Origin of the sequence: Massilia aquatica (genome assembly GCF_011682045.1) — a bacterium.
Taxonomy (GTDB): domain Bacteria; phylum Pseudomonadota; class Gammaproteobacteria; order Burkholderiales; family Burkholderiaceae_D; genus Telluria_A; species Telluria_A aquatica.
In genome coordinates this window covers 151,673-171,986 of record NZ_VVIW01000007.1, presented here as the reverse complement: position 1 = coordinate 171,986, position 20,314 = coordinate 151,673, and the positions used below count along the sequence as shown (strand labels likewise).

Genomic DNA, 20,314 nt, shown 5'->3' with positions numbered 1-20,314 from the left:
GATCAGATAAACCGCATTTGGCGAATTTCATTGTTACCGCTTTCTTATCAATCTGGCGAACTGGGCAATGTGATGGCGGCTTGCGCTGGCGCAAAGCGAGCGCCGGTATAACGCCGATTATCGACAACACGCCTGACCGGGCGCATGAAACCGTGTCGCCGCGCGGTGCCGGGCGCCATCCACAGGAGGCATACCATGGACAAACACAGCAGTCTGCAAGGCAGGACCAATAGCGCAAGTTACGACCGGCCGCGCGTGGTCGTACGCTTTCGCGAAGGGGTACACCTGGCCGACCGTCCCGACCTGGGCGAACAGATCGAGAACACCGGAATCGGACCGTGGCGGCGCCTCCTTGCGCAGTTCCCCGACCTGAAACTGAGCCCCGTCTTCACCGTGCTCAAATCCGACGATTTGCAGGAGCTGCAGCGCCGCGCGGCCGCCATGGACACCTCCTACCGGCCGGCCGACTTCAACACTTTCTATTATGTCGATGCGCCTCCCGAGACCGACCTGATCGAACTGGTGCGCACGCTGCTGCGCTGGAACAGCGTGCAGACGGCCTACATCGACCAGGGCGGCCCCGACCCCGCCGTCAACGCGGCCAACGATCCGCGCTCGGTCAATCAGGGCTACCTCGATCCCTCACCGGACGGCATCGACGCCGAATACGCGTGGACCTTCACCGGCGGCGACGGCGCCGGCCAGCGCTTCATCGACCTCGAACGCGGCTGGACGCTGAACCACGAAGACCTGGCCGCGCACGGCGCCTCCCTGCTGCACGGCACCCTGCTCGACACCTCGCGCGCGCACGGCACCGCGGTGCTGGGCGAAATCTGCGCGGTCGATAACGCCACCGGCTGCGTCGGCATTGCGCCGAACATCGCCTCGGTCGACGTGGTGTCGTTCCACGGCAGCACGCGCCCGAACGCCATCATCGCCGCCATCACCAGCCTCGCCTTCGGCGACACCTTGCTGCTGGAAGCCCAGGTCGCGCTCAACGGCACCGCCCTGCTCGGCCCCATCGAAGCCTACGACGCCGAGTACGAGGCGATCCGCCTGGCCACCGCGCTCGGGATCATCGTGGTCGAAGCGGGCGGCAACGGCACCAACAACGGCGGCACGCCGGCGCTGAACATGGATACCTACACCACGCTCGGCGGCCAGGCCATCCTGCACCGCGATCCGGGCAACCCACAGTTCCGCGACTCGGGCGCGATCATCGTCACCGCCGCCACGTCCGCCGCGCCGCACACGCGCCTGGCCTACGGCCCGCACGGCAAGCGCATCGACTGCTATGCGTGGGCGCAGAACATCAATACCTGCTCGTCCAACGACGCCGGGTCCACCACCGGCTACACCAGCGGCTTTTCGGGCACCTCGGGCGCCTCGCCGATCGTCACCGGGGCGGCGCTGTCGGTGCAGGGACGCGCCCAGGCGCAGCTGGGCTACCGATTGAGTCCACGCCAGATGCGCGCCGTGCTGAGCGACCCGGCCACCGGCACCCTGCCCTCGGCGGCGGAGACTACCCAGATCCGCGTCATGCCGAACCTGCGCAAGATCTTCGACACCTTCTTCAACGCCGCGCCGGATGTGTACCTGCGCGACTTCGTCGGCGACAGCGGCCTGCCGCACATGGGCGCCATCTCGGCCAGCCCGGACATCATCCTGCGCCCGACCGCCGTGGCGGCGCCGCAGGCCAGCTTTGGCGCCGGCAGCGGCACCGAAAACAATGCGGGCCTCGGCTACAAGGCCGAAGCGGGCCAGGACAACTATCTCTATGTGCGCGTGCTGAACCAGGGCGGCGCAAACGCCGTCAACGTGCAGGCCACCGTGTACTGGGCGCCGGTGGCCACCCTGATCACGCCGGACCTGTGGAACCTGGTCGGCACCACGGTCCTGCCGAACGTGCCGACCGGCGAGCAGCTCACGGTATCGAACGCGCTGGTGTGGGCCAAGGCGGGCATTCCCGCGCCCGGCCATTACTGCTTCGTGGGGCTGGTGGGAACCAGCGGGGACCCGGCGCCGGGCCCCGCCGACTTCCTCAACTTCGACAACTTCCGGCGCTTCATCCGCGAGAATAACAACGTCACCTGGCGTAACTTCAACGTCGAGAACAACGATCCGGACGTGGACGACCCGACGGTGCCGCGCGGCTTCAAGGCGCTGGCCTTTCTTGCGCCGGGCGCCCCTGACCGCGCCCGCAACATGGCGCTGGAAGTGGTGGCGCGCCTGCCGGAAGGCGCGCGGGCTTTGCTCGAAGTGCCGCTGGTGTACTTCGAGATGCTGCGCGAGCGCCGCCAGTACGGGCGGGTGAAGATCGACAGCGAACGGCGCGTGGCCTATTTGGCGGTCAATGTGAGCGGGCGCACGGCGTTCGGCGAGGTGCCGTTTCCGGCCAAATCGCGCATGGCCATGCGCCTGCTGGTCGAGATTCCGGAGCAGTACCGGGAACGCACCTTCCAGGTCTACGCGCGCCAGCTGTTCGAACGCGAGGAAATCGGCAGGGTCACCTGGCAACTGGCTCCCAGGGGCGAAGGCAATTGATGCGCCAGGCGTCATGGACCATAATGGATTGTTACCCGATCCTTAACAATGTCCATGACGCCCCTCGACCAGATTGACCTCAACAGCCTGACCATCTTCGACGCCGTCGCCGACGCGGGCAGTTTTACGGCGGCGGCCGAGCGGCTGGGCGTGGCCAAGGCCAGGATCAGCGTGCAGATCGCGCGCCTGGAACGCCAGCTGGGCGTGTCGCTGTTTACCCGCACCACGCGCCAGGTGGCGCCCACCGAGGCCGGACGCGCGCTGCATGCGCAGTGCCAGCCCTTGCTGCGCGCCCTGTCCGACGCGCTGGCGCAGGCCGGCAGCGACCAGGGCGAGTTGTCCGGCATGCTGCGCATCTCCACCACGGCGCTGCAGGTGGCCCACTCCATCGGTCCGGCGCTAGTCGCCTTCATGGCGCGCCATCCGCGCATCACGGTCGATGTGCGCACCGCCGACAAGGTGGCCGACATGGTCGCCGAAGGCATCGACCTGTCGTTTCGCATGGGCTGGCTGCGCGACTCGACCCAGCGCGCGATCAAGCTGGGCGAGTTCACGCAGCATGTGGTGGCCGCGCCGGCGTACCTGGCGCGGCGCGGTCATCCGGCCACGCCGCAGGACCTGGCGCGGCATGACTGGGTGGCGCTGTCTTTGATGCGCACCCCGCTGACCTGGACGTTTACCGGCGCCGATGGCGCAGAGGTGGCGGTACAAACCAACTCGCGCCTGCAAGTCGATTCGCCCGCCGCGCTACTGGCCCTGATCGAACAGGGCGCCGGGGTAACGGTGATGGAAGGGCAAACCCTGCAAGCGAGCTTCCAGGCCGGCACGGTGGTCGCACTGCTGCCGCAATGGTCGCTGCCGCGCGGCGGCATGTACGCCGTACTGCCGCCAGGACGCCAGGCGCCCGCGCGGGTGCGCGCGTTCATCGAATTTTACCGCGATTATCTGGCGCGCTAAATCCTGCCGCGCCTGAACTCGGCCAGGAATTTTTTCGCTTGCGCCGCTGTCAGCACCAGCACCGGATCGCCATGGTACGCATACAGGAACGGTGTACCACCCAGGCGGTCGGTCAGCTTGGCCGACAGCAGGAAGCGGGTGCCGGACGGATGCAGTGCCGGGTCCACCAGCGCCCGCGCGCACTGCACGCGCAGGCTGGGGGCGAAGGCCTGCCCCGCCATCGGACGGATGCGCAAGGCGCCGCTGCGGGGGTCTTGGTACGACTCGACCGCGACGTCGCGGTAAGCCCAGGTATCACGGGTCATGCTGATGCTTTCGTCGTAGCGACCGGCGCGCGCACCACATGCGCCTCGCGGATCGGCAGGTTGATCAGGGCGGCCGCCAGGGCCAGCACGATGTCGGCGTACCACATCCAGGTGTAGTCGCCGTAGGTCACGAACGACAGGCCGCCGAGCCAGGCGCCGAAGAAGCCGCCCACCTGGTGCGAAAGCAGGGTCAATCCGAACAGCGTCGAGAGGTAGCGCATGCCGAACAGTTTGCCGACCAGGCCCGCCGTGGGCGGCACGGTGGCCAGCCAGGTAAAGCCAAGCGCGCCGGCGAACACGTAGAAGGTCATGGCCGTTTTCGGCGCCAGCAGGTAGATGACGATGATCACGGCGCGGCTGGCGTACATCAGGGCCAGCAGGGACTTCATGCGGTAGCGGGTCGAGAGCGCACCGGCGCTCAGGCTGCCAGCGATGTTGAATAGTCCGATCAGCGCGAGCGCGGTGGCCGATACGCCGGGCGAGAGGTTGCACAAGGCGACTTCGCCCGGCAGGTGCGTGACCAGAAACGCAATGTGAAAGCCGCAGGTGAAAAAGCCGGCGTGCAGGCACAGGTAGCTGCGGTCGCGCAGCGCGATCTTGATCTGCGCACCGAGCCCGATGCCGGGCGCCTCGGCCGGCTTGGCCAGCGCCACAGTAGCGGCGGCGGCCGGATCGGCTTTGACCAGCCCCGCCCCTTTGCGCAGCGGCCAGGCCAGCGGAATCGTGAGCAAGGTGGTCGCGGCCATGGTCAGCATCGCCATCACCCAGCCGGCGCTGTTAATGATCGCCTGCATCAGCGGGGCGAACACGAACTGCCCGAACGAGCCGCCAGCGTTGATGAAGCCGGCCGCGAACGGCCGGCGCGCGGCTGGCAGGCGCTGCGCGGTGGCGCCGATCAGGATCGAAAAGCTGCCCGCGCCCGCCCCCGCCGCGCTCAGGAATCCCATGGTCAGCATCAGACCCCACTGCGACGAGACGAAGGGCGTGAGCGCCATGCCGGCGGCGAGCATGACGGCACCGAGGATGATGACTTTGGCCGAGCCCCACTTGTCGGCCACCGCGCCGAACACCGGCTGCGCGGCGCCCCACACGAACTGGCCGATCGCCATGGCAAAGCTGATCGAGGCCACCCCGAGCCCGGTCGCGGTATTAATCGGCGACATGAACAAGCCGGTGGTCAGGCGCGCGCCCATGGTGATCATCAAAATCGCCGAAGCGGCGAGGATCAGGAGCCACGCGGCGCGCGGCGTCATCTCAGTCTGGGTGGGCATGGTTCAGGTCCTCGATCAGGGGCGTTAGTTGGACAAGCGTGGATTCCAGTTGCGTATGCAGGGCGCGCACGGCGTCGCGCCCGACCAGTTGTTCGAAGGCTTGCTGGGCGCCGCACCAGACCAGGTAGGCTTCGCCAAGCTTCACCTGGCCGGAATCCGTGATGGTGACGATGCGCTGGCGGCTGTCGGCGCCGGGCCGCGTGGCGACCCAGCCGGCGTCCGCCAGCGGCTTGAGGTTGCGCGTGAGCGTGGTGCGCTCCATGCCGAGGCGCTCGGCCAGTTCGGCCACCGGCAGCGCGCCGCGCGCGACGTTGGCGAGCAGGCTGTATTGGGTGGTCTTGAGGCCCACGGCGGCCATGTGCTGGTCGTACAGGCGCGACATGGCGCGCGTGAGCTTGCGCAGCTTGAAGCAGGTGCAGCCCAGGGGCTTGTCGATCGGTTCGGTCATGGCGGCGGGAAATAGGTGCAGGTACACTGATTGCTCGAAGTATATTACAATCAATCTGCCTTGTGTGCATGGACCGACTTTTTAATCAGCAATCAAAGGATGATGATGGAACAAGCAGATAAACGCCAGCAATGGCTGGACGATGCCGCGGCGATGCGCGCAAACATGGCCGCGCCGGGCGTGGCGGACCGCGCCGACTTGCGCGGCCGTAGCGGGATCGACTTTCTGGAAGCGATCGGCAGCGGCGCCCTGCCCCCGGCCCCGATCGCGCACCTGATGGGGATCGTGCCGATTTCGGTAGAGCCCGGCCGCACGGTGTTCCAGGGCACGCCGGAGCTGGCGCATTACAATCCGAGCGGCGTGGTGCACGGCGGCTACGCGGCCACCATGCTCGACACCGCACTGGGCTGCGCGATCCATACGATGCTCCCGGCCGGCAAGGGCTACACGACCCTGGAGTTGAAGGTGAACTACCTGCGCGCCATGACCGACAAGACCGGGCCGGTGCGGGCCGAGGCGACGGTGGTCAGCGTGGGTGGACAGGTCGGCGTGGCCGAAGCGCGCATCACCGATGCGAATGGCAAGCTGTACGCCTTTGCGACAACAACTTGCCTGGTGTTCGATATCAGCGCTGGGTGACGAGGGAGACATTGCCGCTGCCGTTTTGCAGCACGCTGGCGCTGAAGGCATTGCCGGTTTGGGTGATGCTGGAAAAATTGCCGGTCGTCCAGTTGAGCACGCCAATCTGCACGGCGCTGGCACGGTTGTAGCTGCCCGTCTGGATGATTTCCGACACACTGGCGTTCAAGGTCGCTGTGGCCGAGGCAAAGTTGTCGTTGCCGGTCTGGACGATGGTCGAGCCATTGACCTGTCCGCTTTCATCGGCGCGGGCCACGTTGCGCTCGCCCCGTTGCACGATCGACTGGTCTTCGGTGAACGTGGTGCCGTTCTGGCGCACATAGGCGTCGTTCAGGTTGCCGGCCTGCTCGACCCGCACAAAAGAATAGGCAGCGTCGGACTGCTCGAGGAGCACCTTGTTGGCGCGGCCGACCTGGTCGATTTCCGGCCCGCCGTAACCCGAAAAGTAATGTTGCACCACGATCCGGTTGTCCGAACCGGTCTGGCGCGCCCCTACCGAGAAGGTCGGAATGTCCTTCTGGTTGATGAAGGTGTAGTTGGCGCTGCCGCGCTGTTCGAGGGTCAGTGTCGAGCTGTTCACATTGTCCTGCCTGAACACGGCCACATTGCCCTGGCCGGTCTGGAACATATTGTTGTCGCTGCGGTCGGTGTGGTCCTGCACGATGTTGCCGACATTCGCGCTGCCTTCCTGGCGCACATGCACGCGCGCTACGGTGGCGATCTGGACAATGCCGCTGGCGCCCGTGCCAGGGTCGCCGATGCGGTTGTTGGTGCCGATTTGCACCACGTCGACCTGGACATAGTCGCTGCTCTCGCGCTGCTCGACCAGGCTCTTGTTGCCGCTGCCCTTCTGGATGGTGTTGACGAACACTTGCGCCAGCGCCGGGACGCTGGCCAAGGCCAGTCCGGTGGCGACGGCCAGTGCCGATAATGCGGATTTCATGATCTCTCTCCCTGTGGTTGAACCTGACGAATCAGGTTCAAGTGTAGGGGGCAGGTTTTCAGGTCCGCCTGACGGCGCTCAAGCTTCCCGGCCGCCGGGCCAGGCGGTTGTATGCCAGCGCTCCTTATGCGGCGGCGGACTTGATCAACAGACAGATCGCCTCGGCGGCCATGCCTTCTTCGCGGCCCAGGTAGCCGAGCTTCTCGTTGGTCTTGGCCTTGATGTTGACTTGCTGCGGAGACACGCCAATGTCTTCGGCGATGCGCGACACCATCTGCGCGATATGCGGCGCCATCTTCGGCGCCTGGGCGATGATGGTGGCGTCGATATTGCCGATCGTGTAGCCGGTGGCGACCACGCGGTGCGCCACTTCGCGCAGCAGGGTGCGCGAATCGGCGCCGGCGAACATCGGGTCGGTGTCCGGGAAGTGCTTGCCGATGTCGCCCAGGCCGGCCGCGCCGAGCATCGAATCGATGATCGCATGCAGCAGGACGTCGGCGTCCGAATGGCCCAACAGGCCCATGCGGTGCGGGATTGCGACCCCGCCGATAATCAGTTTGCGGCCCTCGACGAGGGCGTGGCAGTCGTAGCCGGTTCCGATGCGGAACGGCGGTGCGGGATTGTAGGATGCCAGTGCCATGGTCTCACTCATTTCAGGTTAAGGCGCGGCCAGGTACATCTCGGCGATCCGGATGTCCGCCGGCAGCGTTACTTTTAAATTACGGGGATGTCCTTCGACCAGCTTGGGCGACAGGCCCAGGGCCTCGACCGCACTGGCGTCATCGGTAATGACGCTGGCGTCGGTGGCCGCGGCGAGTGCGTCGCACAGCAGCTTGTAGCGAAACATCTGCGGCGTCTGCGCGAGCCACAGGCCGTCGCGCGCGACGGTGCTGACGCTGGTGGCATTCGCGCCGCTGCGCTTGACGGTGTCGACCACCGGCAGGGCCAGGAGGCCCCCGACCGGATGGTCGCCCACCGTGGCGATCAGCTTGTCGATCAGCGCGGCATTGAGGCCAGGCCGCGCCGCGTCGTGCACCAGCACCCAGTCGTGCTCGTGCAGCTCGCCCTCCAACGCCCGCAGGGCGTTGCGGACCGACTCCATGCGACTGGCGCCGCCGCAGCGCAGCACGGTGGCTGCGCCGGGGGGCACGATGGCGTCGATATACTCGTCGCGCGCGCTGACCACGACGTAGGTATGGGCGATCAACCCGCTCGACAAGAATGCATCGAGGGTGTGACGCAGCATCGGCTTGGCGCCGATGGGCAGGTATTGCTTGGGGCTGCCGGATGCCATCCGCGCGCCAATGCCGGCGGCGGGGATCAGGGCAAAATAGCGCGGTGCGGAATGCTTCATGGCTGTTGTCGTCAATGTCGTTTAGCCGGTCTTATAAGGGACTGTACCTCACCTTTGCAAACTTTGCTCAGGCGCGCATACTCTTGCGGCGTATCGATGGCGGCCTGCAAAATCTCTACTTTCGCCATCTCGTTCTTTATGTACGTCATCCAGCCAGTATTGATTTCCTGTTGCAACAGGGCGCGCGCCCTGCCCGCCGGCGCGTAGAGCGGTTTGTTATCGAACCGTTTGGACAGCGCCGCGCGCACCGTGACTTCCACTTTCGGCAAATGGTCGAGATAGGTCTTGAGGTGGCGCATCTCATGCGCAAGAATTTCCTGATACGCGCAAGAACCAGGAGAAAACTCGCGTCCGACGTAGACCACGATGGGGCTGTAGAACAGCGACACCGTGATTTTCGGGGCCACGCACTCGTAGCCGCTCACCGGGTCCTTGAGCATGGCGCCGTTCAGGCCAATCGACATGCGCGACTCGGTGCGGGTCAGTCCGAGCACGAAAGAGTTGCGAGAGCCGCCCGGTTTCATGGCGGTCAGGCCGTGGAAGGACACGCTGTTATTGATGGTGTAGCCGTTCTGCGCGGACGTCAATACCGACACCGCCTTGTCGATCGAATCCTCGCAGCGCACCTGGAACGGCGTGCGCGCGGCCCAGCAGCTGTGCGAGCAAACCAGGGCCAGCGCGAACGCGAACGCGGACGCCAGGATCTTCATGGCGGGTCAGCCTGGCGTCCAGCTTCCGGCGGCCAGTTTTTCGAGCCAGAAGGCGCCGATGATGGTTTTCACGTCGGTCACCTGGCCGGTGCGCACCATCTCCAGCAGTTCGGGCACGGTCGCGCTGAAGGTTTCGAGGAATTCGCCGTCGTCCAGTTTTGCCGGGCCGGCCGTGAGGCCGCGCGCGACGAACAGTTCGAGGTGCTCGTCCGAGTAGGCAATCGCGTTGTGGATGGTGCTAATGAATTGCCAGTCGGTCGCCGTGTAGCCGGTTTCTTCCCGCAGTTCGCGCTTGGCGCAAGCCAGGGTCTCCTCGCCCGCATCGATTTTCCCGGCCGGAAATTCGATGAACACGCGGCCGAGCGGGTAGCGGAACTGGCGCTCGAGCAGCACGCGGCCATCGTCCAGGATCGGCAGGATCACCACCGCGCCCGGATGGTGGATGTATTCGCGGGTGGCGACGGCGCCGTTGGGGAGCGTCACGCGGTCGTGCGACACCTTGAGAAAGCTGCCATCGTAGGCGACGCCGCCGTCGATGCGGGTTTCCTTGAGGTTCGAGTCCATGCCCGGCTCCTTGCGGTTAATATTTGCGCTTGCGCAGATAGCGCATCACGAAGCCCGGGAACGCCAGTACCACGAACAGCGGCACGGTGATCATGTAGAACTCCTTGACCTGCACGAAGACGTTGCCGATGCGCGACTCCAGCAGGTAGGCGATCACGCCCACCACGAAATACAGCACGATCAGTTCCAGGACGCGCAGCCAGCCCGATTTATTCGGCGGCTCACCGGGCACGCTTTTCAGCGGGATGAAGCCGAACAGCCGCTCATTGATGAACGGCAGGTTGGCCGCCGCCAGGGCAATGGCGATGGCCAACCAACTCGATGACGACACGTCCATCAGGAACCGATAGTCTTCGTCATCGCGTTCAGGCAAGCGGCCAGCAGCGGACCGGCGAAGACGCCGAGCAGCACGGTAGCGATACCGTTCAGGGACAGGACCGCGCGCATGTCGAACGGCGCCACGATCGGGGTGGTGTCCGTCGGCTCGTCGAAGTACATGACCTTGACCACGCGCAGGTAGTAGAACGCGCCGATCAGCGAGAACATCACCGCGACCACGGTCAGCCACACGGCGCCGGTCGACAGCACCGCTTCGAGCACCGCGAACTTGGCGGCGAAGCCCATCATCGGCGGCACGCCGGCCAGCGAGAACAGCAGGATGGCCATGACGATCGCGAACCACGGGCTGCGCTTGGCCAGGCCTTTGAAGTCGTTCAGTTCTTCGGCTTCGAAGCCGCTGCGCGCCAGCAGCATGATCACACCAAAACTGCCGAGGGTGGTCAAGACGTAGGTGATCGAGTAGTACATCGCGGCGCTGTAGCTTGACGCGGCATTGCTGGCGTCGGCCATGGCTTTCGGGTCGACCGGATTGGCCACCACGCCGGCCAGCAGGCCCAGCAGCACGAAGCCCATCTGCGCGATGGTCGAATACGCCAGCATGCGCTTGATGTTGGTCTGGGCGATGGCGGTCAGGTTACCGATGGCCAGCGACAGCACGGCCAGCACCATCAGCATTTGCTGCCAGTCGATCGCCATCGGCAGCAAGCCTTCCACCAGCAGGCGGATGCAGATTGCAAAGGCGGCCAGCTTCGGCGCGCCGCCCAGCAGCAGGGTCACCGCGGTCGGCGAACCCTGGTACACGTCGGGCACCCACATATGGAATGGCACCACGCCAAGCTTGAACGCCAGGCCAGCCACCAGGAACACCAGACCGAACACCAGGATATGGGTATTGGCTTTGGCCGACGCCGCCGCTTTCGAGATTTCGCCGATGTCGAGCGAACCGGTGGCGCCGTACAGCATCGAAATACCATACAGCAGGAAGCCGGAAGCCAGCGCGCCGAGGATGAAGTACTTCATCGACGCTTCGGTCGATACCGCGTGATCGCGGCGCAGCGCGACGAGTGCGTACAGCGACAGCGACATCAGTTCCAGGCCCAGGTAAATGATCAGCATGTTGTTACCGGAGATCATGATCATCTGGCCGAGCAGCGAGAACAGCGCGAGCACATAGAATTCGCCGCCCAGGTTCCCCGACAACATGCCGCGCGCGGTGGCGTAGGCACGCGAGTAGACCAGGGTGATGCCGATGGCCAGGTAGGTAAACAGCTTGAGCAGGTTCGACATCGGGTCCGACACGAACATGTTATTGAAGGTGTAGACCGTGGTGCCGGCCGCGTAGTCGGCGTAGCTCAGGACGGCGCAGCCGAGCAGCGCGGCAAGCGAGAGCAGGTACGTCACGACGCGCTTCTCGTCCTTGAGGAACATGTCGATCAGCAGGATGCCCGAGGCGGCGACCAGCAGGAAGATTTCGGCGTAAACCGGGATCAGGTTGGGATTCGTAGTCTGGATCATAGTCTTCTTTAGTGCGGCAGTTTCGACACGGCGACATGCTTGAGCAGGTCGGCGACCGAGGTTTGCATCGTGTCGGTGAACGGCGCTGGGTACAGGCCCATGGCGATCACGGCGATGGCCAGGATACCGAGCATGACGAATTCACGGGTGTTCAGGTCCGTCAGTTCGGCCACGTGCTTGTTGGCGACCTTGCCGAAGACGACGCGCTTGACCATCCACAGCGAGTACGCGGCGCCGAAGATCAGGGCGGTGGCGGCCAGCATGCCGATCCAGAAATTGAATTCGACCGCGCCCAGGATCACCATGAACTCGCCGACGAAACCGGAGGTGGCCGGCAAGCCGCAGTTGGCCATCGAGAACAGCACGATAAAGGCGGCGAACTTCGGCATGCGGTTGACCACCCCTCCGTAGTCGGCGATCTGGCGCGAGTGCATGCGGTCGTACAGCACGCCGATACACAGGAACATGGCGCCCGAAATGAAACCGTGCGAGATCATTTGCACGATGCCGCCCGAAACCGACATCTGGTTGAACATGAAAAAGCCCAGGGTGACGAAACCCATGTGCGCGATCGACGAATAGGCGACCAGTTTTTTCATGTCCTTCTGGACCAGTGCAACGAGGCCGATGTAGATCACCGCGATCAGCGACAGGGTGATGATGAAGCCTCCCATGTAGTGCGATGCGTCAGGGGTGATCGGCAGCGAGAAACGCAGGAAACCGTAGGCGCCCAGTTTGAGCATGATCGCGGCCAGCACCGCCGAGCCGCCCGTTGGCGCTTCGACGTGGACGTCCGGCAGCCAGGTGTGGACCGGGAACATCGGCACCTTGACGGCAAACGCCATCAGGAAGGCCAGGAAGATGAAGATCTGCTCTTTCATCGACAGCGGCAGTTTATGCCACGTCAGGATGTCGAAGGTGCCCGACACGTTGTACAGGTAGACGATCGCGACCAGCGTGAGCAGGGAACCCATGAAGGTGTACAGGAAGAACTTGAAGGAGGCGTACACGCGGTTCTCGCCACCGAACACGCCGATGATGATGAACATCGGGATCAGGGTGGCTTCGAAGAAGAAGTAGAACAGCAAGCCGTCCATGGCGCAGAACACGCCGATCATGAGACCTGACAGGATCAGGAAGGAACCCATGTACTGGGCCACGCGCTTTTCGATCACTTCCCACGCCGAGATCACGACGATCACGGTGATGAAAGCCGTCAGCGGCACGAACCACAGCGACAGGCCGTCGATCGCCAGCGAGTACATGATATTGAAGCGGCCGATCCACGGCGTGCTTTCGACGAACTGCATGCCGTGGAAGGCATTGTCGAAGTGCTGGATCAGCGGCAGCGTGACCACGAAGCTGGCGATGGACGCGATCAGCGCCATCCACCGGGTCATGCCCGGCTTGTCGTCGCGGCCGACCGCAAGGATGGCCGCGCCAAGGACGATCGGGAGCCAGATCGCCAGGCTCAGATACGGAGGGAAGTTAGAAATCGTAGACTGCATCATGTTTTGTTGTCTTTGCGTGTCTGATTAAGCGTGCCAGAACGGGAGGAAGTACATCAGCGCGCCGAGCACCCCGATGATCATCACAAACGCGTAGTGGTAGATATAGCCGGTCTGTCCGAGACGGACGATGGACGAGAACCAGCCAACCAGTTTCGCGCTTCCGTTGACGACCAGGCCATCGATGATGCCCTTGTCGCCGATATTCCACAGGCCGTTGCCCAGCAGGCGCGCGCCACCGGCGAACACCACGTCGTTGAACTTGTCCATGTAGTACTTGTTGTCCAGCAGCGTATGAACAGCCTTGAAGTGGCGGTAGAACCAGGCCGGTACACGCTGATTGATCATGTAGCAGTAGTAGGCCGCAGCCACGCCGGAAATGGCCAGCCACAGCACCGGCGAAGTCAGGCTGTGCGTGACCATGGCCAGCGGACCGTGGAATTCTTCGGCCAGCTTTTCCATCGCCTTGTGGTTCTCGCCGACGGTAATGACCTTGTCGAAGAATTTACCGAACAACATCGGACCGATGGTCAGGTAGCCGATGATCACCGACGGAATCGCCAGCAGGATCAGCGGCAGGGTCACCACCAGCGGCGACTCGTGCGGCTTCTGGCCCGGGGCCAGGCCGTGGTGCGCGTGGTCGTCGTGATCGTCCTCTTCATGGTGTGCGTCGGAATCGTGAGCGTGCACATCGGCGTGCTTGGCGTCGTGCTTCTTGGCGTGCTTCGCATCGTGCTTGGCGTCGTGGGCATGATGCTCATGCGCATGCGCCTTGCCGAAACGCTCTTCGCCGTGGAATACCAGGAAGTACATGCGGAACGAGTAGAACGCCGTGACGAACACGCCGGCCATGACCGCGAAGTAGGCGAAGCCCGAACCCCAGATGGTGCTCGCGTGGACCGCTTCGATGATGCTGTCCTTCGAGTAGAAACCCGAGAAGAACGGCGTACCGATCAGCGCCAGGGAGCCGAGCAGCGCGGTGATCCAGGTGATTGGCATGTACTTGCGCAGGCCGCCCATGTTGCGGATGTCCTGGTCGTGGTGCATGCCGATGATGACCGAACCGGCGCCGAGGAACAGCAGCGCCTTGAAGAAGGCGTGGGTCATCAGGTGGAACACGGCAACCGAGTAGGCCGACGAACCGAGCGCAACCGTCATGTAGCCGAGCTGCGACAGGGTCGAGTAAGCGACCACGCGCTTGATGTCGTTTTGAATGATGCCAAGGAAGCCCATGAACAGCGCGGTAATCGAACCGATCACCAGCACGAAGGACAGCGCGGTGTCGGACAGTTCGAACAGCGGCGACATGCGCGCCACCATGAAGATACCGGCGGTGACCATGGTGGCAGCGTGGATCAGGGCCGAAATCGGGGTCGGGCCTTCCATCGAATCAGGCAGCCAGACGTGCAGCGGGAACTGGGCCGACTTGCCCATGGCGCCGATGAACAGGCAGATACAGGCAACCGACAGCAGCATCCAGTCCGAACCCGGCAGGGTCATCAGGGCCAGCGCTTCTTTTTTGGCGAAGACTTCGGTGTAATTCATGGAACCGGCGTACGCCAGCAGCAGTCCAATACCGAGGATGAAGCCAAAGTCGCCGACGCGGTTAACCAGGAACGCTTTCATGTTCGCAAAGATCGCGGTCGGGCGGGTGTACCAGAAACCGATCAACAGATAGGAGACCAGGCCCACCGCTTCCCAGCCAAAGAACAGCTGCAGGAAGTTATTGGCCATGACCAGCATCAGCATCGAGAACGTAAACAGCGAGATGTACGCGAAGAAGCGGTTATAGCCTTCGTCTTCGGCCATGTAGCCGATGGTGTAGATGTGCACCATCAGCGAGACGAAGGTGACGACGCACATCATCATCGCCGAGAGCGAGTCGATCTGGAAGCCGACTTCCATTTTCAGGGTGCCGACGGTCATCCAGTTATAGATGGTGCCGTTGAAGGTGGCGCCATCGAGCACGGCCATCAAGGTCTGCACCGACAGGACCAGCGCGATCAGCACGCCCAAAATCGTGACGGTATGCGACGTTTTACGGCCGACCAGGTTACCGAAGAATTTTGTTCCGAACAAGCCCGCAATCACCGCACCAGCCAGCGGCGCCAGTGGTACGGCAAGAAGGACGTTAGGGTTAAGAAGTTGCCCCGCCATGTTGAACCTTAATCGTTATGTATTCGAGTATGAATGTAAGCCGAACGGACCGGATTAACCTTTGAGGGTATCGAGGTCTTCCACGTTGATCGTGTCCAAGTTACGGAACATGACCACCAGAATCGCGAGGCCAATTGCCGATTCGGCAGCGGCGACGGTCAGGATGAAGAAGACAAAGATCTGCCCCGCCGCGTCGCCCAGGTAATGCGAAAACGCGATGAAGTTCAAATTCACGGCCAGCAGCATCAATTCAATCGCCATCAGCAGCACGATGACGTTCTTGCGGTTCAAAAAGATACCGACAATCGAGATCGCAAACAGCAGTGCGCCCAGGATCAGGTAATGTGCAAGCGATAAAGTCATTTCGTCTCCTTGGGTACTGCCACCGGCGGGGTCGCTTCTGGCGAACCGGCCTGGGCTTCGGCGGCGGCCAGCGCGGCCGCTTTGGCGGCCGCGTCGATGGCGGGCTGGTCGACCGTTGCCATCTTCACGATGCGCAGGCGGTCGTTACGCTTGACGCGCACGGCGTCGCCCGGATGGAAGGCCTTGGTGTCCTTGCGGCGGCGCAGCGTCAGCGCCACGGCGGCGATAATGGCCACCAGCAGGATGGCGGCGGCGATCTCGAAACCAAGGATGTACTTGGTGTAGATCAACAGGCCCAATTCCTTGGTGCCGCCGATGTTCGCGCCCAAGGCCTCGGCCTCCTGCTCGAACTTCATGAAGCCGCGCCACAGCACCGCCGCCATTTCCAGCACGATGACCACGCCGATACCGGTGGCCAGCGGCAGGTAGGACCAGAAGCCCTCCCGCATGCGGTCCATATTAATATCGAGCATCATGACCACGAACAGGAACAGCACCATCACCGCGCCCACATACACGAGCACCAGCACGATCGCCAGGAACTCGGCTTTGAGCAGCATCCAGATGCCGGCGGCGTTGAAGAACGCCAGCACCAGGAACAGTGCCGCGTGGACCGGATTGCGGGCAGTGATAACGCGGGTCGCGGCGATGAGCATAATCGCCGAGAACACGTAGAACAACACAGTTTTAAATTCCATAACTAACCCAGAGTCTTGCAGTTGAATATGCTAAATACAGCGTTAGCTCAATAATTAGCGGTAAGGGGCATCGGCCGCGCGCGCGGCGGCAATGTCGCCCTCGTAGCGATCGCCAACAGCCAGCAACATCTCTTTCGTATAGTACAGATCGCCGCGTTTTTCGCCGTGGTATTCCAGCACGTGCGTCTCGACAATCGAGTCGACCGGGCAGGATTCTTCGCAGAAGCCGCAGAAAATGCACTTGGTCAGGTCGATGTCGTAACGCGTGGTGCGGCGCGAACCGTCGTCACGCTGTTCCGATTCGATCGTGATCGCCATGGCCGGGCACACCGCTTCGCACAGCTTGCAGGCGATGCAGCGCTCTTCCCCGTTGGGGTAGCGGCGCAGCGCATGCAGGCCGCGGAAACGCGGCGACATCGGGGTTTTCTCTTCCGGATACTGCACGGTGATCTTGCGCGAGAACGCGTAGCGTCCGGTCAGCGCCAATCCCTTGATCAGTTCGGTCAGCAGCATGCTGCTGAAAAAATCTTTCACTCGTTCCATTATCTCTTCCTTACTTCCAAATATTCCAGGAGGTCTGCATCCAGCCTGCGACCAGGACCAGCCACACCAGGCAAATCGGAATGAAAATCTTCCAGCCGAGGCGCATGATCTGGTCATAGCGATAGCGCGGGAAGGTGCCGCGAACCCAGATGAACAGCGAGACAATCACAAAGGCCTTGGCGAACAGCCAGAAGAAGCCGAGAAAACCGCCCAGTACGCCGCCAACTTCGAGGAAGGCGAACGGTGCGTGCCAGCCGCCCAGGAACATGATCGAAGCCAGGGTGCCGATCAGGATCATGTTGGCGTATTCGGCCAGCATGAACATGGCGTACGACATGCCCGAGTACTCGACCATGTGGCCGGCCACGATTTCCGACTCGCCTTCGACCACGTCGAACGGCGAACGGTTGCATTCCGCAAGACCGGACGTCAAATAGACCACGAACAGCGGCAGCAGCGGCCACACGTTCCACGACAGCATCGACACCCCATGCGCCACGCCCCAGCCCATGTTCTGGCCGGCGACGATGTCGGAAAAATTCAGGCTGCCCGAGACCATCAGGATCACCACCAGCACGAAGCCGATCGGAATTTCGTACGAAATCATCTGGGCCGAGGCGCGCATCGCGCCCATGAACGAGTATTTCGAGTTCGACGCCCAGCCGGCGATGATGATGCCGTACACCTCGATCGAGGTGATCGCCATCAGCAGCAAGAGGCCGGCGTTGACGTTGGCCAGGGCCACGCCAGGACCGAACGGCACCACTACCCAGGCGGCCAGCGCCGGCATGATGGTCATGATCGGACCGAGAATGAACAGGCCGCTCGACGCCTTGGTCGGCACCACGATCTCTTTGAACAAGAGTTTCAGCGCATCGGCGATCGGCTGCAGCAGACCCATGGGCCCCACGCGGTTGGGGCCGATACGGATCTGGATCCAGCCGATCAGCTTGCGTTCCCACAGGGTCGCGTAGGCAACCAGGCCCATCAGCGGCAGCAGGACGCACATGATCTTGACCATGGTCCAGATCAGCGGCCAGACGTAGCCGATATTGGTGGCACCCCAGGCGTTGACGCCATCAATCATTTCAGGCAGCGCCATCAGACACCCTCCCCTGCTTTTTCAACTGTGATCGCACCGAACATCGCGCCCAGGGTGGCGGTCAGCGGGTGCGCCGAAGCGACACGCACGGTGTTGGCCGGCAGGCGGGCATCGATGCCGGCCACCAGGATGGCCGAGCCAAGACCCTGCGACACTTTGACCTTGGCGCCGGCCTGCACGCCCAGCCGGGCGGCCAGATCGGCCGGCAAGGTCACCAGCGGCGCGTTGGCGTCGGCGGTGCGCAGCAGCGGCTCGGAACGGCGCGCGATGGCGTCGGCGAAGTAGATCGGCACGTCGGTGACGCGTTCCAGCGCAGCGCTGGTGCCGTAGGCGGCGCTTTTCAGCGCCGCCTTGCCGGTGTTGTTCAGCTTGGCCGACAGGTCGGTCACGCCTTTGCCGAACAGCTCGTCGCGGATCGCTTCCGAGGTATCGTATTCAAAGCCGGACAGGCCAAGCAAGTTGCCCAGCACGCGCAGCACTTTCCATGCCGGACGGGTGTCGCCGAGCGGCTTGACGGTGCCGTTGAAACTTTGCGCGCGGCCTTCGCAATTGACGAAGGTGCCCGAGGTTTCGCTGAATGGCGAAATCGGCAGCAGCACGTCGGCGTATTCGAAACCATGCTGGAAGGCCGACATGACGACGACCATCTCGGCGCCATCCAAGGCGGCGCGGGCTTGCTGCGGATTGGCCGCATCGAGTTCCGGTTCGGCGCCCAGCAGCACGTACGCTTTTTTCGGTACCGAAAACACTGGCACGGCGTTCTTGGCGAACGCGCCGACCAGATAACCGCCGACCGTGTTGGCCGCCTCGGTCAGGTAGCCGAATTTGGCGCCGGTCTGTTCGGCAATCCACTGCGCAGCCGCATGCAGCGCGGACGCTTGCGGATGGTGCGCGGCGGCGTTGCCCATCAGGACCACGCCCGGCAGGTTCTCGTCGCCGGTGTTCAGGCTGGCGGCGATGGCCTTGGCGGCGTCGCTCGCTTCAATGCCTTCGAAACCGGCTGGCGCGCCAACGCCCTTGGCGGCGGCGACAGCGGCCACGATGCCTGACAAGGCGGCGAGCCAGTCGGACGGCGCGGCAATGATCTTGTTGGCGGTCGGGATCAGGAGTTCGTCATCCGAGGCGTGCACCAGGGACAGCTTGGCGCCGCCCTTGACGGCGGCGCGCAGGCGGGTGGCGACCAGCGGGTGATCCTTGCGCACGAACGAGCCGATGACCAGTGCGCGCTTGACCGTCGACAATTCGGCGATCGGCATGCCCAGCCAAGGCGTGACCTGGCCGTCCAGCGCGAAGTCGCTCTGGCGCAGGCGGAAGTCGATGTTCTCGGAACCGATGCCGCGCATGGCTTTTTGGAGCAGGTGCAGCTCTTCGACCGTCGAATGGGCGGTGGCGACGGCGGCGATGCTGTCGGCGCCATGCTCATGCTTGATATTGCGCAAGCCGTGCGCCAGGTATTCGAGCGCGGTCTGCCAGTCGGTCTCGGCCCATTGGCCGCCCTGCTTGATCATCGGCTTGGTCAGGCGCGACTGGTTGTCCAGCGCTTCGTACGAGAAACGGTCTTTGTCGGAAATCCAGCATTCATTGATGCTGTCGTTTTCCAGCGGCAAGACGCGCATGACTTTGCCGCCCTTGACCTGGACGATCAGGTTGGTGCCGAGCGAATCGTGCGGGCTGACCGATTTGCGGCGCGACAGTTCCCAGGTACGGGCGCTGTAGCGGAACGGTTTCGAGGTCAGTGCGCCGACCGGGCACAGGTCGATCATGTTGCCCGACACTTCCGAGTCGACGGTCTTGCCGACGAAGGAGGTGATTTCGGCGTGTTCGCCGCGGCCCAGCATGCCCAGTTCCATGACGCCGGCCACTTCCTGGCCGAAACGTACGCAACGGGTGCAGTGGATGCAACGGGTCATCTCTTGCATCGAGATCAGCGGGCCGGCATCTTTCGGCGGAACCACGCGTTTTTCTTCTTCGTAGCGCGAGTTCGATTTGCCGTAGCCGACCGCCAGGTCTTGCAACTGGCATTCGCCGCCCTGGTCGCAGATCGGGCAGTCGAGCGGGTGGTTGATCAGCAAGAATTCCATCACGGATTTCTGTGCCTGTACCGCCTTTTCGCTGTTCGAACGCACGATCATGCCCGCCGACACCGGCGTGGCGCAGGCCGGCAAAGGCTTCGGCGCCTTCTCGACTTCGACCAGGCACATGCGGCAGTTGGCTGCGATCGACAATTTCTTGTGATAGCAGAAGTGCGGAATGTAGGTGCCCAGCTTGTTGGCCGCGTCCATCACCATGCTACCCGGTGGAACTTCTACCTTCTTACCGTCAATTTCAATTTCAACCATGAGAGTTCTCTGGCC

The 20,314-nt window shown here is 63.3% G+C and carries 20 protein-coding genes; 3 read left to right on the top strand and 17 right to left on the bottom strand.

Annotated features, from left to right (window positions below):
* The first annotated feature begins 195 nt into the window (after window positions 1-195).
* Both F1609_RS14805 and F1609_RS14800 read left to right on the top strand, forming a co-directional pair.
* The gene (locus F1609_RS14805; protein WP_167077168.1) at window positions 196-2,544 is read left to right on the top strand and encodes a S8 family peptidase; all 2,349 of its coding nucleotides are present in this window, start codon (window positions 196-198) and stop codon (window positions 2,542-2,544) included.
* Window positions 2,545-2,592: 48 nt separating this feature from the next.
* Window positions 2,593-3,501, top strand: coding sequence for a LysR family transcriptional regulator (locus F1609_RS14800; RefSeq protein ID WP_196785440.1), 909 nt, complete (start codon window positions 2,593-2,595; stop codon window positions 3,499-3,501).
* On the opposite strand, the gene F1609_RS14795 is transcribed toward F1609_RS14800, so the two are convergent.
* Genes F1609_RS14795 through F1609_RS14785 form a run of 3 tightly spaced genes read right to left on the bottom strand, consistent with a single transcriptional unit; the run spans window position 3,498 to window position 5,552 of the window.
* The gene (locus F1609_RS14795) at window positions 3,498-3,806 is read right to left on the bottom strand and encodes a hypothetical protein (RefSeq protein ID WP_167077167.1); all 309 of its coding nucleotides are present in this window, start codon (window positions 3,804-3,806) and stop codon (window positions 3,498-3,500) included. The genes F1609_RS14800 and F1609_RS14795 overlap by 4 nt on opposite strands.
* Window positions 3,803-5,077, bottom strand: coding sequence for an MFS transporter (locus tag F1609_RS14790; protein WP_196785439.1), 1,275 nt, complete (start codon window positions 5,075-5,077; stop codon window positions 3,803-3,805). The genes F1609_RS14795 and F1609_RS14790 overlap by 4 nt, the downstream gene beginning before the upstream one ends.
* Window positions 5,061-5,552 (bottom strand): MarR family winged helix-turn-helix transcriptional regulator, encoded by a 492-nt coding sequence (locus tag F1609_RS14785; RefSeq protein ID WP_370661630.1) that lies wholly within the window; start codon window positions 5,550-5,552, stop codon window positions 5,061-5,063. Before F1609_RS14785 ends, F1609_RS14790 begins: the two co-directional genes overlap by 17 nt.
* 78 nt (window positions 5,553-5,630) lie before the next feature.
* On the opposite strand from F1609_RS14785, the gene F1609_RS14780 reads away from it, so the two are divergent.
* On the top strand, window positions 5,631-6,164 hold the full coding sequence (locus F1609_RS14780; RefSeq protein ID WP_167077166.1) for a PaaI family thioesterase: 534 nt from the start codon (window positions 5,631-5,633) through the stop codon (window positions 6,162-6,164).
* Here F1609_RS14780 and F1609_RS14775 read toward each other — a convergent pair.
* From F1609_RS14775 to nuoG, 14 genes are all read right to left on the bottom strand, one after another.
* Window positions 6,151-7,107, bottom strand: coding sequence for a hypothetical protein (locus F1609_RS14775; protein WP_167077165.1), 957 nt, complete (start codon window positions 7,105-7,107; stop codon window positions 6,151-6,153). The two genes, F1609_RS14780 and F1609_RS14775, sit on opposite strands and share 14 nt — an antisense overlap.
* Window positions 7,108-7,231: 124 nt before the next feature.
* Window positions 7,232-7,747 (bottom strand): 2-C-methyl-D-erythritol 2,4-cyclodiphosphate synthase, encoded by a 516-nt coding sequence (ispF, locus tag F1609_RS14770; RefSeq protein WP_166876468.1) that lies wholly within the window; start codon window positions 7,745-7,747, stop codon window positions 7,232-7,234.
* A gap of 18 nt (window positions 7,748-7,765) precedes the next feature.
* Window positions 7,766-8,461 carry a 2-C-methyl-D-erythritol 4-phosphate cytidylyltransferase gene (gene ispD, locus F1609_RS14765; RefSeq protein WP_167077164.1) on the bottom strand — a complete coding sequence of 232 codons (696 nt, stop codon included), beginning with the start codon at window positions 8,459-8,461 and terminating at the stop codon, window positions 7,766-7,768.
* An 11-nt stretch (window positions 8,462-8,472) separates the two neighbouring features.
* Complete coding sequence (locus tag F1609_RS14760; RefSeq protein WP_229421889.1) at window positions 8,473-9,171, bottom strand: hypothetical protein; 699 nt, start codon at window positions 9,169-9,171, stop codon at window positions 8,473-8,475.
* A 6-nt stretch (window positions 9,172-9,177) separates the two neighbouring features.
* On the bottom strand, window positions 9,178-9,735 hold the full coding sequence (locus tag F1609_RS14755) for an NUDIX domain-containing protein (RefSeq protein WP_167077163.1): 558 nt from the start codon (window positions 9,733-9,735) through the stop codon (window positions 9,178-9,180).
* Window positions 9,736-9,751: 16 nt separating this feature from the next.
* On the bottom strand, window positions 9,752-10,066 hold the full coding sequence (locus tag F1609_RS14750; RefSeq protein WP_167077272.1) for a DUF2818 family protein: 315 nt from the start codon (window positions 10,064-10,066) through the stop codon (window positions 9,752-9,754).
* 5 nt (window positions 10,067-10,071) lie between these two features.
* Window positions 10,072-11,589 carry an NADH-quinone oxidoreductase subunit NuoN gene (gene nuoN / locus F1609_RS14745; RefSeq protein ID WP_167077162.1) on the bottom strand — a complete coding sequence of 506 codons (1,518 nt, stop codon included), beginning with the start codon at window positions 11,587-11,589 and terminating at the stop codon, window positions 10,072-10,074.
* Between the two features lie 8 nt (window positions 11,590-11,597).
* Entirely contained in the window at window positions 11,598-13,100 is a 1,503-nt protein-coding gene (locus F1609_RS14740) for an NADH-quinone oxidoreductase subunit M (RefSeq protein ID WP_167077161.1), read from the bottom strand.
* 24 nt (window positions 13,101-13,124) lie between these two features.
* The gene (gene nuoL, locus F1609_RS14735) at window positions 13,125-15,254 is read right to left on the bottom strand and encodes an NADH-quinone oxidoreductase subunit L (RefSeq protein WP_167077160.1); all 2,130 of its coding nucleotides are present in this window, start codon (window positions 15,252-15,254) and stop codon (window positions 13,125-13,127) included.
* 54 nt (window positions 15,255-15,308) lie between these two features.
* A complete protein-coding gene (nuoK, locus tag F1609_RS14730) occupies window positions 15,309-15,617 on the bottom strand; it encodes an NADH-quinone oxidoreductase subunit NuoK (protein ID WP_126075091.1) in 309 nt (102 codons plus the stop codon).
* Window positions 15,614-16,315: an NADH-quinone oxidoreductase subunit J gene (locus F1609_RS14725; RefSeq protein ID WP_167077159.1), complete on the bottom strand. Its 702-nt coding sequence runs from the start codon at window positions 16,313-16,315 to the stop codon at window positions 15,614-15,616. The genes nuoK and F1609_RS14725 overlap by 4 nt, the downstream gene beginning before the upstream one ends.
* A gap of 54 nt (window positions 16,316-16,369) precedes the next feature.
* A complete protein-coding gene (gene nuoI / locus F1609_RS14720) occupies window positions 16,370-16,858 on the bottom strand; it encodes an NADH-quinone oxidoreductase subunit NuoI (protein ID WP_099876575.1) in 489 nt (162 codons plus the stop codon).
* A gap of 10 nt (window positions 16,859-16,868) precedes the next feature.
* Window positions 16,869-17,960 carry an NADH-quinone oxidoreductase subunit NuoH gene (gene nuoH / locus F1609_RS14715; RefSeq protein WP_167077158.1) on the bottom strand — a complete coding sequence of 364 codons (1,092 nt, stop codon included), beginning with the start codon at window positions 17,958-17,960 and terminating at the stop codon, window positions 16,869-16,871.
* Window positions 17,960-20,299 carry an NADH-quinone oxidoreductase subunit NuoG gene (gene nuoG / locus F1609_RS14710; protein ID WP_167077157.1) on the bottom strand — a complete coding sequence of 780 codons (2,340 nt, stop codon included), beginning with the start codon at window positions 20,297-20,299 and terminating at the stop codon, window positions 17,960-17,962. Before nuoG ends, nuoH begins: the two co-directional genes overlap by 1 nt.
* Window positions 20,300-20,314: the final 15 nt, after the last annotated feature.